The sequence below is a fragment of the Psychrobacter sp. YGAH215 genome (assembly GCF_007280595.1).
GTDB lineage: Bacteria > Pseudomonadota > Gammaproteobacteria > Pseudomonadales > Moraxellaceae > Psychrobacter > Psychrobacter faecalis.
Map to the genome: position 1 here is coordinate 1 of NZ_VKLR01000037.1, position 15628 is coordinate 15628.

12 protein-coding genes are annotated in these 15628 nt (G+C 43.2%); 6 read left to right on the top strand and 6 right to left on the bottom strand.

All coding sequences use genetic code 11. From position 1 onward, the window contains the following. The first annotated feature begins 63 nt into the window (after positions 1-63). The gene (gene bioB, locus FOR85_RS11885; protein ID WP_144298077.1) at positions 64-1230 is read left to right on the top strand and encodes a biotin synthase BioB; all 1167 of its coding nucleotides are present in this window, start codon (positions 64-66) and stop codon (positions 1228-1230) included. A 116-nt stretch (positions 1231-1346) separates the two neighbouring features. After that, positions 1347-1781, top strand: a complete 435-nt coding sequence (gene hemJ, locus FOR85_RS11890) for a protoporphyrinogen oxidase HemJ (protein ID WP_144298087.1) — start codon at positions 1347-1349, stop codon at positions 1779-1781. Positions 1782-1945: 164 nt separating this feature from the next. Here the strand turns inward: hemJ and FOR85_RS11895 are convergent, their stop codons facing one another. The 5 genes from FOR85_RS11895 to FOR85_RS11915 form a co-directional block, all read right to left on the bottom strand. Continuing rightward, a complete protein-coding gene (locus FOR85_RS11895; RefSeq protein WP_144298078.1) occupies positions 1946-2794 on the bottom strand; it encodes a hypothetical protein in 849 nt (282 codons plus the stop codon). A 360-nt stretch (positions 2795-3154) separates the two neighbouring features. After that, entirely contained in the window at positions 3155-3646 is a 492-nt protein-coding gene (locus tag FOR85_RS11900) for a hypothetical protein (RefSeq protein ID WP_068403632.1), read from the bottom strand. A gap of 73 nt (positions 3647-3719) precedes the next feature. Next, positions 3720-4436, bottom strand: coding sequence for a ribonuclease PH (gene rph / locus FOR85_RS11905; protein ID WP_144298079.1), 717 nt, complete (start codon positions 4434-4436; stop codon positions 3720-3722). 225 nt (positions 4437-4661) lie between these two features. After that, complete coding sequence (locus FOR85_RS11910) at positions 4662-6383, bottom strand: AMP-binding protein (RefSeq protein ID WP_373681955.1); 1722 nt, start codon at positions 6381-6383, stop codon at positions 4662-4664. 542 nt (positions 6384-6925) lie between these two features. After that, positions 6926-8653 carry an AMP-binding protein gene (locus FOR85_RS11915; protein WP_144298081.1) on the bottom strand — a complete coding sequence of 576 codons (1728 nt, stop codon included), beginning with the start codon at positions 8651-8653 and terminating at the stop codon, positions 6926-6928. A gap of 742 nt (positions 8654-9395) precedes the next feature. Here FOR85_RS11915 and parC point away from each other — a divergent pair. From parC to FOR85_RS11930, 3 genes are all read left to right on the top strand, one after another. Beyond that, positions 9396-11693 (top strand): DNA topoisomerase IV subunit A, encoded by a 2298-nt coding sequence (gene parC, locus FOR85_RS11920; RefSeq protein WP_144298082.1) that lies wholly within the window; start codon positions 9396-9398, stop codon positions 11691-11693. Beyond that, positions 11690-12667, top strand: a complete 978-nt coding sequence (locus tag FOR85_RS11925) for an NYN domain-containing protein (protein WP_144298083.1) — start codon at positions 11690-11692, stop codon at positions 12665-12667. Before parC ends, FOR85_RS11925 begins: the two co-directional genes overlap by 4 nt. Positions 12668-12861: 194 nt before the next feature. Further along, entirely contained in the window at positions 12862-13692 is an 831-nt protein-coding gene (locus FOR85_RS11930) for a Cof-type HAD-IIB family hydrolase (RefSeq protein WP_144298084.1), read from the top strand. Positions 13693-13780: 88 nt separating this feature from the next. On the opposite strand, the gene FOR85_RS11935 is transcribed toward FOR85_RS11930, so the two are convergent. Next, a complete protein-coding gene (locus FOR85_RS11935) occupies positions 13781-14044 on the bottom strand; it encodes a hypothetical protein (protein WP_144298085.1) in 264 nt (87 codons plus the stop codon). A 383-nt stretch (positions 14045-14427) separates the two neighbouring features. Between FOR85_RS11935 and FOR85_RS11940 the strand changes: the two genes are divergently transcribed. After that, positions 14428-15549 (top strand): PotD/PotF family extracellular solute-binding protein, encoded by a 1122-nt coding sequence (locus tag FOR85_RS11940; protein ID WP_144298086.1) that lies wholly within the window; start codon positions 14428-14430, stop codon positions 15547-15549. Positions 15550-15628: the final 79 nt, after the last annotated feature.

Sequence of the window (15628 nt, forward strand, 5' to 3'; positions counted from 1 at the left end):
ACTTGGTGTGTTAATCTAAGTTTATCTAATACCTCTTAATATCGTTATAAAAGGATTTATCTCATGGCAGGATTGCTTAATATCTCAGAACCAAATGCCAATAACCATAGTCATAATAATACTGATTCAATACTTAATAATAACAATGCGTCCCATGATTTTTTAGCAAGCTTAGCGACAGACGCGACTAAAAACCGCGAGAAAAAATACAGCCGTGAACAAATCGCTCAGTTGTTTGACTTGCCGTTGATGGATTTATTACTGCAAGCACAGACCATACACCGCCAACACTTTAGCGCTAATGAAGTACAAATCAGCACTTTGCTGTCTATCAAGACCGGTAACTGCCCTGAAGATTGCGGTTACTGCTCGCAGTCCGGTCACCACCGCGATACCACTAAGCTACAAGCAGAAAAGCGTATCGAAGTCGATAAAGTCATTGCCGCCGCCAAACGCGCCAAAGCCACAGGTTCATCGCGCTTTTGTATGGGTGCAGCGTGGAAACACCCAAGCGCCAAAGACATGCCTTATGTGGTCGAACTGGTCAAAGAAGTCAAAGCATTGGGACTTGAAACCTGTATGACTCTTGGCATGCTAGATACAGACCAAGCGGCACAGTTGGCGGATGCAGGTTTAGATTATTACAATCATAATCTCGATACCTCGAGAAGTTACTACGAGCAAGTGGTCAGTACGCGCAGCTATGATGAGCGCTTAGATACCATTGCGAATGTACGCAATTCAGGTATTAACGTTTGTAGCGGCAATATCGTCGGCATGGGTGAAAGCCGTGATGATCGCATCGATTGGGTTCATGAGCTGCTGAAAATGCCCAAAGCGCCTGAATCTATTCCAGTCAATTTATTGGTGCCTATTCAAGGGACGCCGATTGGCGATAAAGTATTAGCAGAAGGTCAGCTATCTGTCCTTGAATGGATACGGACGATTGCCGTAACGCGTATCTGCTGTCCAACCAGCTACGTACGCTTATCTGCTGGACGCGAAAGCTTGTCTGACGCTGAACAAGCATTGGCATTCATGGCAGGGGCAAATTCATTCTTTTATGGTGATAAGCTTTTGACCACCGGCAATGCCAGCCAATCAGGTGACGATAGGCTGATGCGCGAGCTTGGCTTAACCAAGCAATTCGCCGCGCCACGAGCGCCAAAGCAAGTAGCGGTGCTTGACGCCATGAGTGGTCATCAGTCGCAAGTTGTCTTAGCAGAGTAAATGCCATACGTGCCGCTACCATTATCGCGTCATCTACGCTAAGCTTGCCAACATTATTAATTAAGAAATTGCGCACGACATTGCGCACAAAATATTAAAACGTAAGAGAGAAAATGATGGCAGACTATTTTAATTGGATTAAAGCGGCTCACATTATCTCTATGGTGTGCTGGTTTGCGGCGATATTTTATTTGCCGCGCCTATTCGTTTATCATGCGATGAGTGACGATAGCGTCAGCCATGAGCGCTTTGCCATTATGGAGCGCAAGCTCTATCGCGGTATCATGACACCATCGATGATAGCCACTTGGTTGTTTGGTTTATGGATGTTGGGAATGGGCTGGGATGTGTATAAAACTCAGGGCTGGCTACACGTTAAATTATTATTGGTAGTACTGCTATCAGGCTATCATGGCGCTTGCGGATTTTATCGTAAAAAGCTGATTGATAATCCGCATTATAAATCACATAAATTTTGGCGCTGGTTTAATGAAATTCCCGTATTTGCATTAATTTTTATCGTCATTTTAGTGGTGGTAAAACCTTTTTAAAATAATGGAAAGTAAAGCTGACTTACCTTAAAAGTATTTTTATCTTGAGTCTGAAACTCAAAAAAAAGCGTCCGTTATGAACCGACCCCCAAATGTTGGACGGTTTATTACTTTAATAGGTAACGGACGCTTTTTTTAAGTCTTGTTATCTCAAATTAACGCTATTAAACATTTGGCCGCATGATTTGATAGACATTACTTAAGTCGTAAACACGATAGCGCGCAGGTTCACGGCGGTTTTCACCAGCATAGCTAAGTATCAATGCTTGCTTGGCACGCTCATCGACCCAGCCAACAAACAGTCCGCTATGCTCGACGCCATTGTAGCCGTGATTGATATAGTAGAGCCAATCACCGACTTCAATCTCACTGCTATTGGCATAAGGGCCTTGTCCGTAGGTGCCTTTATGGATGGTATTACGGCTCACCCCTGCTCGATTAAATACCGCATTGAGATAATCCCAGCAGCCACCTTTAATAATCGTCCGCTCATTGAGCGCCATCTTGCGCGCGGTGCTGATGACTTCCCGCGCCGCCCGACTACTTTGGGTTTCAGCATTACTGAGTAGCGGCAAATATTCGCTATCGACATTGTCATAACTGCCCGATAGAAATGCCGGCAGAACGGTTGGCGCTTGGCGTTGAACTGCCGGATAGCGGTAATTGCTTTGGGCGTTACCGATATAAGCATTTTGGTTAGAATACGAATTATTCGAGTAGCTGTTATTAGAAGCGCGATTAGTAGAATAACTTGGTTGCGCGCTACTCGTATCTGAGCGATAGCTAGCAGCATTGCCAGCACGTTGAATGGTAGAGCGTGTACTGATTTTGGCAGGAGGAACCGCTGAGTACGTTGGGGTATATCGGGCGCTATAATTAGGTTGAGCTGATTTTTGTGCAATCAGGGCGCTCATGCTATCGGCATTTGCTTGGTTGACCGGAAAAACTGTAACAAAGGTAAATAATAATGCACTGCTCGACGTTGTGATTGACCAAAAGGACAAACGCGACATGACCAACTCCTTGGCGACATATTATTGATGACTTAGCTTGAGCTTTGACCATTCACAAAGTTTGGTCTTTATAAGCTGGCATCAATAAGCGTATTAACGGTAAATAAGATAAATTTTTCAATCCTACTTATAAACCATTTGTACAGGAATCTGCAAGTACTATTGCTTTGAGGTTAGCGATAAAAGGTATAATTTTAAGGATAAGTGGTAAAACGAGGCTTGGTTTTTATGAAAATATGGTTTTTAGAAAGACATCGGCTTTAGAAATATGAACGGAGATTCAGAAAGAATACTTAGCTATTATCAGATTGTAGACTATTTATAGAAAAACAGACCAAAGGATAAAAGCTAATCAATAATTTACTCATCGCTCATTTTTATATTGGCATGGCGTTTGCTCAAAGCCTGACCTTGTAAGATGGCTTTGGTCGCGGTTGCTTCTTGGATATTATCAAAGCCACTGATTAGATATTTACGAATGTCATCACAATCGGCAATTTGTAGCTGCTCGCCAATTAAGGTAATTTTGTCGCCATCGGTCAGATGGATATGCGCGCGTATACCTTGATGGTCATGTACCAACTCGCCATCGCGCACCCACAAGACGCCGCTACTAATAACGCCGCTCATGGTTTTTTTACGCTGTTGGCGCTGCCGATTAAAAATAAAACTACCAATAATCAATAGTGCCAAGGCGCCAATTGCTAAGCGCTCAGGTAGTAAGCTCATTGCCAAAGCGACCGCCACTGCCCCAACCAGTAATGCGGTGCCGAACCAAAACAGCCCGTTATCGGCTGCGGGCGACTGTCCTTGCAAGGTGATTTTGGCGCCGTCATCGGTCAGCTTTAGCATGCATGAATACCTGTTTAAGAGCAGTGGATGGTTAAAAACTGAAATAAGCAGTTATAAAGGATGGGTTGGAAACTTACCAACCCAATGCTGTTTTTTGCATATCGATAAGTTCAGCTATACCTTTTTCAGCAAGGATAAGCATAGCGTCTGCTTGAGCGCGGGTAAAAGGTTTTTCTTCTGCCGTACCCTGTAGTTCGATAAACTCGCCTTTTTGGGTCATTACCACGTTTAAATCGGTATCACAGCTGGCGTCTTCTTCGTAGTTTAAGTCCAAATACGCTTCGCCATCTTTCATACCAACCGATACCGCAGCGACCAAACCAATTAACGGATCAGCTTTTAGTTTTTTGGCTTTTTGTAGACTCTCTAATGCATCGATAAGGGCAATGGCTGCACCCGTCACGCTCGCAGTACGCGTGCCACCGTCCGCTTGCAAGACATCACAATCAAGATAGATGGTATTTTCGCCAAGTTTACCCAAATCAATCATTGCTCGTAAACTACGACCGATCAAACGCTGAATTTCTTGCGTACGCCCTGACTGTTTGCCGCGAGCTGCTTCGCGCTGGTTACGGGTATTGGTCGCACGCGGCAACATGCCGTATTCGGCGGTAACCCAGCCTTTGCTTTTACCTTTGAGCCAGCGTGGTACGCCCGACTCAACGCTTGCGGTGCATAGTACTTTGGTATCGCCAAAGCTGACCAATACTGAACCTTCAGCATGCTTCGTATAATGGCGCTCAAAGCTGATTGAGCGAAGTTGGTTAAGCTCACGGTTATCAATACGCATAAAATTTCCTAGTACGATGTTATAAAATCAAAGTGATAAAGCGTTATAAAACAATAGGGTCGTCGCGACGTCAACAGCTATGTTAGCAAGCGAAAAGATGACGTTATCCTAACGTGGCAGCGGCGCAATAGCAAGAATCACCAAGCTATTACGCCGCTACTTTCGCAAGATTTAGTGCTAAAAGTTTGATGCCAAAAGTTTAGTGTTAAAGGTCTGCTGCCAACCTTATTCTAACCCTTCCATCTTACGCAATTCTTTACGCAGGATTTTACCGACGTTTGATTTTGGTAATTCATCTACGAACTGAATATGACGCGGACGCTTATAACCGGTTAATTGCTTTTTGCCAAAATCAATCAGCTCTTGCTCAGTTACCTCGCCTTTTTTGACCACAAACAGCTTAGGATCTTCGCCGCGCTCGTCATTAGGAATGCCGATAGCGCCGCATTCTACCACATTCGGATGCTCGCTCATGGCTTCTTCGATTTCATTTGGGTAGACGTTAAAGCCTGACACCAAAATCATATCTTTTTTGCGATCAACGATTTTGATAAAGCCTTTTTCGTCCATGATACCGATATCGCCCGTTTTCAAAAAACCTTTGGCAGTAAAGGTTTCAGCCGTTTCTTGTGGGCGGTTTTGATAACCAATCATCACCTGTGGCCCTTTGACACAGATTTCACCGCGGTCGCCGAGTGCAACTTCATTTTCATCATCATCGATTAAAATAATGTCGGTGCTAGAAGCAGGAATACCAATTTTACCGGTAAATTCAGAGATGGTCATTGGGTTAAAGGCCACTACTGGTGAGGTTTCCGACAAACCGTACCCTTCAACGATGGGCAAGCCAGTGATTTTATGCCACTCTTTTGCCACGCTTGGCAAGACCGACATGCCACCGCCAATCGAGGCTTTTAGATTAGAGAAATCTAAACCGGCAAAACCTTCTTTATGGACCAAACCGTTAAACAAAGTATTTACCGCCGGAATAAATGCCGGTTTATACTTCGCCATCTCTTTAATCAATCCATCCAAATCACGCGGATTTGGAATCAGCAAGCCAGCATAACCTTGATACATGCCGTACATACCGCAAACCATAAACGAGAACACATGGTATAGCGGCAGCGCGGTCAAAATCACGTCATCGGCATCGACATCGTCGTCGAAGGCGCTATTCATTAAGACACTGATTTGGAGCATGTTGGCGACTAAGTTGCCGTGTGACAGCATCGCACCTTTGGCAACACCGGTGGTACCGCCGGTATATTGCAACAAGGCGACATCGCTTAAGTTTAAATCAGGACGCTTATATTTACTCGCTGAAACGGCATTTAACGCGTGTTTGAAGCTCGTGCTACCGGGCAGGCGGTAAGCCGGAATCATTTTTTTCACGTGGCGCGCAACAAGATTGACGACGGTGCCTTTGACCAAACCAAGCATATCGCCCAATTTACAGACGATAACGTGCTGTACTTGACCTTTGTCTTCGGCTTCTTGGTAAGTTTTGGCAAAATTCTCAACGATAAATAACGCTTTGGCACCGCTATCGTTTAGCTGATGCGACAACTCGCGACTGGTATATAGCGGGTTAACGTTGACCAAAATCATGCCAGCGCGGATGATACCGAGCATCACAATAGGATACTGCAAGATGTTGGGCATCATAACGGCAACTTTGTCACCTTTGACCAATCCTAATGACTGCAAATAACTGGCGATTTGGCGGCTGTATAAATCTAACTGCTTAAAGGTGATTGGCGAACCCATGCAAATATAAGCAGGTTTTTGCCCATAACGGCTAAAATTACGTTCGAACACTTCCAGTAAAGACGTATTGTCTTCTGGCATATCGATGGTTGCATTGATGCCATAGCGCTCATACGCGCCTAACCACGGACTGTCGCTGTCTATCGTCGGCATGGTAGGAAAGGTATTTTCAACCATTGATTGACTATCTGCCGCAGCGTTATGGTTTTTGGCTTCTTTATTGGTACTGTCCGTCATAATCTTCCCTAAATATTACTGTTAGTAAGTTGCTATAAAAATTTATTAAATAGAATCACCGTGGTTTACAATCACTGAGTTATAAAAGCAAAAACTTGTGAATAAGAAGTCTTATGACATAAGAAACTGCTTATTCAAGAGAATTTGTCATTCACAAACTTTTAAGTTAAAAATCTCGAGACATATAGAGCCTGTCTAAGGGTATTTATGACGATAATATTCTACATTTATCGTCAAATACACCTGTTAAATAGAGTATTTATGGGCAAGAACTATAGCAGTTTTGCGCCCAGTTCTCTATGAATACTAGCAAACCCTTATAGAAAAACAAAAAAAATGATAAGGTCATTTGCATAAGACCTTATCATCTTTCACCATTCGCCTATCAAATATCAAGATATTTTTATCAATGCTCAGTATTGATAAAGCGCTATAAAAAGCCCGCTAAATTTGGTATTAGGCTATTTATGATATGAGACGGTTTAAGCGTGTTTCTTTTCTTCTAGGGCGCGTAAGTCTTTATGTAAAATCTTACCGACGTTAGACTTTGGCAGCTCGTCGATAAATTCAACATAACGAGGACGCTTATAACCGGTGAGGTTTTCTTTGGCATAAGCAAGCACTTCCTCTTCGGTCAGGCTACTATCACTACGCACAACAAAAATCTTCGGCACTTCGCCGCTTTTTTCATCGTCGATACCGATAACGCCGCATTCCAAAATCTTTGGATGACCAGATATCACATCTTCTACTTCGTTTGGATAAACGTTAAAGCCTGAGACCAAAATCATATTCTTTTTGCGATCGACAATCTTAAAGTAACCTTCTTCATTCATCACGCCGATATCGCCGGTACGGAAATAGCCATCCGCCGTCATGACCTCAGCCGTCGCGTCTTCGCGTTTCCAGTAGCCCTTCATAACCTGCGGACCACGAACACAGATTTCGCCGCGCTCACCAATTGGCAACTCATTACCTTCTTCGTCCAAAATGGCCATGTCAGTCGCTGGCATCGGTAGACCGATATTTCCTGAGAACTCGCCGGTACCTTGCGGGTTTGCCGACGCGACAGGAGATGTCTCTGATAAGCCATAACCTTGGACGATAATATTGCCGGTTATTTTTTCCCACTTAGCCGCGGTGTCTTTTAATACTGCCATGCCGCCGCCCATCGACATCTCAAGCTTGCTATGGTCCAATGCTTGAAAGGCTTCGCTGTTGGCAAGCGCGTTAAACAGCGTGTTGACCGCTGGGAAAAACGCCGGTGGATAGTCCTTATAAGCCTTGATTAAGCTTGCGCCATCACGTGGATTTGGTACCAATAAGCCGATACAACCTTTATATAAACCGTACATACCGCAAACGGTAAATGAGAAAATATGATACAGCGGCAAGGCGGTCATAATAACCGGCTGCTCGTTACGCTCTTGGAACTTATCAAACGCATCGCCAAGATAAGTATCACATTGAATAAGGTTGGCGACCAAGTTGCCGTGCGTCAGCATCGCGCCCTTGGCAACACCTGTGGTTCCACCTGTATATTGTAGGACCGCCACGTCATCAAGACCGATATTGGTTGGGCGTTTATAGTTTTTGACAGACAATTTATTGAGTGCTTTTTTAAAGTTTACGCTACCGTTAACCTTATAATCAGGCACCAGTTTTTTGACATGGCGCACGACTGCATTCACGATAAAGCCTTTTAACGGGCTCATCAAATCGCCCATCGAGGTAATGACGACGTGATCAACCAAGTCTTTACCGATGTCTTGATAGGTTTTGGCAAAGTTTTCTAGGATGAATAGCACTTTGGTATCAGAGTCTTTTAACTGATGCTCAAGCTCTTTGGCGGTATAAAGTGGATTGACATTGACCAAGGTCATGCCAGCGCGTAACACCCCTAATACAGCAACCGGTAGCTGCAAGATATTGGGCATCATAACCGCTACTTTATCGCCTTTTTGTAAACCAAGCGACTGTAGATACGCGGCAATTTGTTTGCTATAACGGTCTAAATCTTCATAAGAAAGTGTCACATCCATGCACACAAAAGCGGTACGACCTGCATGGGTAACGAAATTCTGTTCGAGGATATCGATCAAAGAAGTGTTGGCGGGCGGCATATCAATATCGTATTGGATGCCAAGTTTTTCGTAAGTTTTTACCCACGGTTTGTCATCGCGACGAATTACGTTACCTTGATTTTCCATAATCTTACTGCTCCTAATAATAGTGTGCTGGTATCAATCCATCCATAATCGAAAAGGTCAAACATATCTAACATCGCCGTACAACCAACCATTGATATAACGTAAGTAATGGTTGGCGGCTAATGATATGGAATATGGTGAAGGATCAACAATATAACGGTAAATAGCCCTTTGTTGATTAACATACACACTTTATACAAACTACTCAATACAAAAGATTGAAACTTGAGTTCTTAAACTTACTTGACGATATCTATCTTTATTAATATCAGTGACTTAAATACTAAAATTGGCTATAATTACGACTATTTATATAATAAACTTTTATTTGTTATTAAAAAATTTATCAGTTTTTTCACTATTTTCCACCATTTCTAAAATTATGAAACCGTCAAATTTCTATTTTGCTCAATACTTCATTCTCAATATTTGATATTAAAGCTGTTATATCAAGCGCGTCACGTCCTGTCGTCTATTCTGACTTATCCCTTTTTAATTTTGCCAATATCCTTTACGATAGCACTATCTTATTTTTCCCTATTTTATCGATACAGTCAGTCCTAAATCAACTTAGTACAAGTATTATAACGCGCTACTGGTATTCATTTTCCTTGCTTGCTGTGCCTACGCAGACAGAGGCTGCGCAAAATTAATACCAGTAGCTCTGTGCTTATTTTATAGTGGACTGCCTATATAGATTGATTAAAAACCTCTTTTAAGAATCAAAAGCGAACCCTATTTTATGTCCGATGTTATTGATACCATTGACCCTATTATTCCTAATGAACCGATGGATACCCGCTCCGTGGCGGAGTTCACCGAACAAGCCTATCTCAACTACGCCATGTACGTCATCATGGATCGGGCATTGCCCAATATCGCTGACGGTCTAAAACCTGTGCAGCGCCGTATCGTTTATGCAATGAGCGAGCTTGGGCTAAAATCGTCTGCCAAAGCCAAAAAATCCGCACGTACGGTCGGTGACGTACTGGGTAAATATCATCCGCATGGCGATATCGCCTGTTATGAGGCGATGGTACTGATGGCACAGCCGTTTAGTTATCGCTATCCGCTGATTACAGGTCAAGGTAACTGGGGTAGTCCCGATGATCCCAAATCGTTTGCTGCCATGCGTTATACCGAAGCCAAGATGTCGGCTTATGCCAATACCTTGCTTGCCGAGCTTGGTCAAGGCACGGTCGATTGGCAAGATAACTTTGATGGCACCATGCAAGAGCCGGTCACCCTGCCCGCGCGCCTACCCAATATTTTATTGAATGGTACAACGGGTATCGCCGTCGGTATGGCGACCGATATTCCGCCGCATAACCTTAATGAAGTGGTACGGGCGGCAATTCGCTTGCTAAAAAACCCTGATTTATCCGTGAAGCAATTGACCCAATCGATACCCGCACCGGATTTGCCAACCCCTGCTGAAATCATTACCAGTAAAAAAGACTTGCAGGCGATGTATGAAAGCGGTCGTGGCAGTTATAAAATGCGCGCCACTTTCCATATCGACCCAAAAGAAAAAAACCTCGTTATCATCGACGCGCTTCCTTATCAAGTGTCAGGCAATAAGATTCAAGAGCAAATCGCTAAACTCATGATGGATAAAAAGTTGCCATGGGTAACGGATATCCATGACGAATCAGACCACGAAAACGCTTGCCGTATCGTGCTTGAGCTACGTTCATCGCGCGTCGATGTCGAGCGCGTCATGAGTCATTTATTTGCCAGTACTGACCTTGAGAGTAATTACCGCGTCAACATGAATATGATTGGCTTAAATGGTAAGCCGCAGGTCAAAAACCTCAAAGAAATCCTTGAAGAATGGCTTGTCTGTCGCCGCTCCGTGGTCACCCGCCGTCTGCAATATCGCCTCGATAAAATTGATAAACGCTTACATATCCTCGCAGGCTTGCTGATTGCTTATCTGAATATCGATGAAGTCATTCGTATCATTCGTGAAGAAGACGACCCAAAATTATCATTGATGCAAGGCTATGATCTGACTGAAATCCAAGCCAATGCTATCTTAGATATTCGTCTGCGCCAGCTGGCAAGACTAGAAGAGATTGAGCTGCGCCGCGAGCAAGATGAACTGGCTGCCGAACGTGCCATCATTCAAGAATACTTGGACAATCCAGACAGCCTGACCAATCTGATGATTGATGAGCTTAGCGCCGACATGAAGGAACACGGCAACGAGCGCGTATCGCAATTGGCAGAACGCGAAGAAGCGCAAGCGTTAAAAGAGTCTGACCTCGTACCAAGCGAGCCTGTCACTGCCATCCTATCGAAAGCGGGCTGGATTCGCGCTGCCAAAGGTCACGACGTCGATGCTGCTGGCATGACTTATCGCTCAGGTGATAGCTATCAAGCGCATGTACGTGCTAAATCCAATGAGAGAATTTACGTACTCGACAGCACTGGACGCAGCTACAGTATCGACGCGCATAGCCTCGCCTCTGCTCGTGGTCAAGGCGATCCGCTGACCAGCGTACTCAAACCGCCAGCAGGCGCCAGCTTTGAGCAGTTATTAACGGGCGATAATAACCAACGTATCATCCTCGCAAGTTCAGCAGGTTACGGTTTTATCAACACCGTTGGCAATCTCGAGAGCAATCAAAAAGCGGGTAAAAACATCATCAACCTAGCAACTGATAGCCGCTTGCTACCTGTTGCGCGGATCGATGCTAATGCAGAAGCTAATGGCGATAATAGTGAAGCGGTAACAGCCACACCTGACCATCTTGCTGTCGTGACCAATGCGGGCTATCTATTGATATTTGCTCTTGATGATTTGCCTGAACAGGCACGTGGTAAGGGTAATAAGCTGATCAAATTAAAAGACGGTGAAGAAGTACTTGCCATCACGCCACTCAGTCAGCAAGACAGCTTAATCATCACTGCTGGCAAACGCCACGTGACGCTAAAGCCTAATGATTTGGCCAATTATACGGGCACTCGTGGTAATCGCGGCGGTCAGTTGCCAAGAGGCTTTCAGAATGTGACGAGTGTTGAGATTGGGTTATGAAAAAATTTGCTGTATTAATTGATGCTGATAATTCATCACACCGCAGTATAGAGCCTATTCTAGAAGAGATTGCAAAATATGGTATTGCTAGTGTCAAACGCATTTATGGTGATTGGAGTGTAGAAGCGCTTCAATCATGGCGAGATAAACTATTGCCGAATGCTATTACACCTGTACAGCAATTTGCTTATGTAACTCAAAAAGATGCTACAGATATGAAATTAGTTATTGACGCTATGGATATACTATATGCAGGAGACGTCGATGGTTTTTGTATTGTCTCTAGTGATAGTGATTTCACGCCACTAGCATCTCGCATTCGTGAAAGCGGATTACTTGTTTATGGGTTTGGGAAAAAAAGTACGGTTAAATCATTTGTAAATGCCTGTGATAAGTTTATTTATATAGAAAACTTATTACCTGAGCCTGAAAATAAGGCTTCCATAACAATAGTTAGGGTTGATAAAAAAGCAATAATCTCACAATCAGCGTCAATCGATGATAGAAATGCTGAAATTGATATCTCTACTCTAAATTTGATTTATAAAGCTATCAAAGATAACTCTGACGATGAAGGTTGGGCTAGCTTAGCAGTAATAGGTAACTATATTAATAATGTTAAACCAGATTTTGATACACGTACTTATGGACGTGCAAAGCTATCAGGGTTATTAAAAAAGCTAGTGAAGTTCGAATGCAAGATTGAAGACAGCCATATGCTAGTTAGAAAATTCAACTTTCCTGCTTTTATTGATATCGTTCGCACAACTATTATTAAATTAGCTAATGAGAATGAGGTTAGTGAAGATTGGGTTGGTTTATCTAATGTTATTGAGCAATTAAAGTGCCAAACCCTTAACAATCCAGTCTTAGACCATCTTACAGAACACGAAATTGAGCAAAAGATTTTAGCCATTGACCCAAAGTATGTTAATTTTAGCACTGATAAAAGTCTTATTAGGGTTAACGCTTAATATATAAATATGGGTTGAAGAAAATTAAGACTAAAGTTTGCGTAGGGTGCGTTCCACGCACCGATATGATTAATAAAGTATGGAAATGGCGCACTGAGCACACCCTACATTTAAAATTATTCAGCAAATCTCAACGACTTTTTATACTAGCTTTAAATACCTAAATAGTCGTTTTTTAAATATAAAGGATACTCATGTTTATTGTAGATAAGGCGGCGCCAGCCAGTATCAATCATACATTGCCTGTACCGAAAGTGATATTTTTTGACATTGATGACACGCTCAGCCGTAATGGCATCATCGCTACGCACAACCAAGCGACGCTTGAGGCGCTGGCCAAAACTGATATTAAACTGGTGATTTCGACCGGACGCTCTAAAGCGATATTGCCAGCGGATATTTTAGCCTTGCTCGAAGCGGATGTCTTAGATGCCATTATTTGTATGAATGGACAATATAGTTTTGATAATAAAGGCTTGATTAGCCATTATCCGTTGTCTGCTGAGCAAGCGGACAAAATCGTGCAGTTATGCCAAACCAGTCAGCTGATTCATAAGTTTGACTCGGCGACGCACATTGCTTGGTCAGACGAAAATGAGCGTTTGCGTGATTTTAATGCCAAAACGCCCAACTCTATCGTGGATCCACTCTATTATCAATCAAACCCTGTTTATCAATGCTCAGTGTTTTTTAACAATCAATTCGATAAAATGCAAGATATCGACTTTGCACAGGACGATTTAAAACTGGTACATTGGCATCATATTGGCGCAGACATCCTGCCCGCAAACGCCTCTAAAGCGCGCGGTATCAAAGACGTCTGTCGCTATTATGGCGTAGATGCAACCGAATGCATGGCGTTTGGCGATGGCATGAATGACTTAGAGATGTTTGATTTGGTCGGCTATGCAGTAGCGATGGGCGATGCCCAGCCTGCGTTGATTGAGCGCGCGGATTTTGTCACGGGTACGATTGAAGAGCGCGGCATCCAGTCGGTACTCGAGCAATTTCATATAGCGTCTTGATAAATAGTTTATAAAAACCGCTATTTATCTAAGGCGTGTCCTCATTTTTAAAAGAAGAGCACGTCCTAGCAAAATTTAACGACGCTATTTAACGACGCTTAGCCATTAAACCATAAAACCAGCTACCGACTTTATAAAATCCGACGATGATTAAAATAATTACCAACGCTGCGAGCACATAAGCCAGCCAATTTGGTACGTGGCTTAACCAGCCAATGGTAAATGCCAAACCCAGATAGGTTTCAACTGGCCAATTCACGATTGGGGTTGGCGAGCCCAAATTAAATACCATCATAAAACCTATGATGCCAATCAAAGCCATCAGTATCCCAGCGCGTACACGATTATTCATTGTCTTCCTCTTTTAATTCACTCAAATTGGGTAAAATTGTCTTATTTTTATTGTTTAAAGTCTTATACGGCAACTATAGTGGCATAAAACCGGCCTATCATGTCGCCTTTTCGACTACGATGCTATGGTAAATCTGTTTATTCTATAAAAGACTATTGTTAAATCAAGCATGATAAAAATCAGCATTTGTCATCACTTATGATCATTTGGCATATCATTTTTAATCGCCTGAGCTGTAACGATACTAGTAAAACGCTAAGTACGATTGCCCTTTAAATTATGCGCAATCATAGCCATAATGGTTTACATAGCTGTAAATTTAGCATCGTGCCTGTTTTACGGGTTTTCTTGCTTTGCACCATTCTTATTTTAGGAGAGATATTTTGACTCATTTATCATCGTCGCGTGCTGCCGCTCGTAGCGCTCACATGCTTCCAAAAGCCTTATTAGCCGTGGCAGTTGGGCTCGTACTTGTGAGCTGTAGTAAATCAGATAATGCCGCTACCGATGGCGCTGCGCCCAGTGCAGAAACGTTAAACCTGTATAACTGGTCGGAATATATGCCGCAAGAAATCCTCGATGGTTTTACCAAAGAGACCGGCATTCGGGTCAATTACACCACTTTTGACTCGAACGAAGCGATGTACGCTAAGCTTAAATTGCTTGATGATTCCAGCCAATACGATTTAGCGATTCCATCGACGTATTATGTGGAAAAAATGGCCAAAGAAGGACTGCTACAAGAGCTTGATAAATCCAAATTAAGCAACTTTAAAAATCTTGATACCTCCTTTACCAATACTAAGGTTGACCCAGAAAATAAATACTCGATTCCTTATATGTGGGGCAGCACCGGCCTTGCCATCAATGGCGAAGCGGTCGATCCTGCCACCGTAAATAGCTGGAATGACTTATGGCGTCCTGAGTATAAAGGTCAAGTGATGCTAATGAATGACATGCGCGAAGTGTTTGGCATGGCGCTATTGACCCTTGGCTATTCAGGTAATAGTAAAAATCCTGAGGAAATCAAAGCCGCTTACGAGAAGCTAACGACCTTGATGCCAAATGTAAAAACCTTCAACTCGGACGCCTCGCGCATGCCCTATATGGAAGGCGAAACCACGGTTGGTATGAGCTGGAATGGTGAAGCCATCATCGCCAATAACGAAGGCTTGACTAGCTTGGTGTATAAATATCCAACTGAAGGGGCTATTCTTTGGATGGATAACTTTGTTATTCCAAAAAACGCCAAACAAGTCGACGCGGCGCACAAATTTATTGATTATTTACTGCGTCCTGAGAACTCTAAAATCGTCAGTGAAGAGATTGGTTACGCCTCGCCGAATATGGCCGCGCGTGAGCTGATGCCAGAAGAGGTGCGCAACAATCCAACCATTTATCCAAGCAAAGAAGTATTGGCAAAAGCGGAGTTTCAAGAAGATGTTGGCGATGAAGCGTTGCAAGTTTATCAGCAGTATTGGGATAAGCTTAAAACCGGGCGTTAATTCTGTAATTTAATACACATTTATTAATTGCTGTTTTAGATGCCTATTATCTATCTTAGATTAACACACCAAGTGCAAC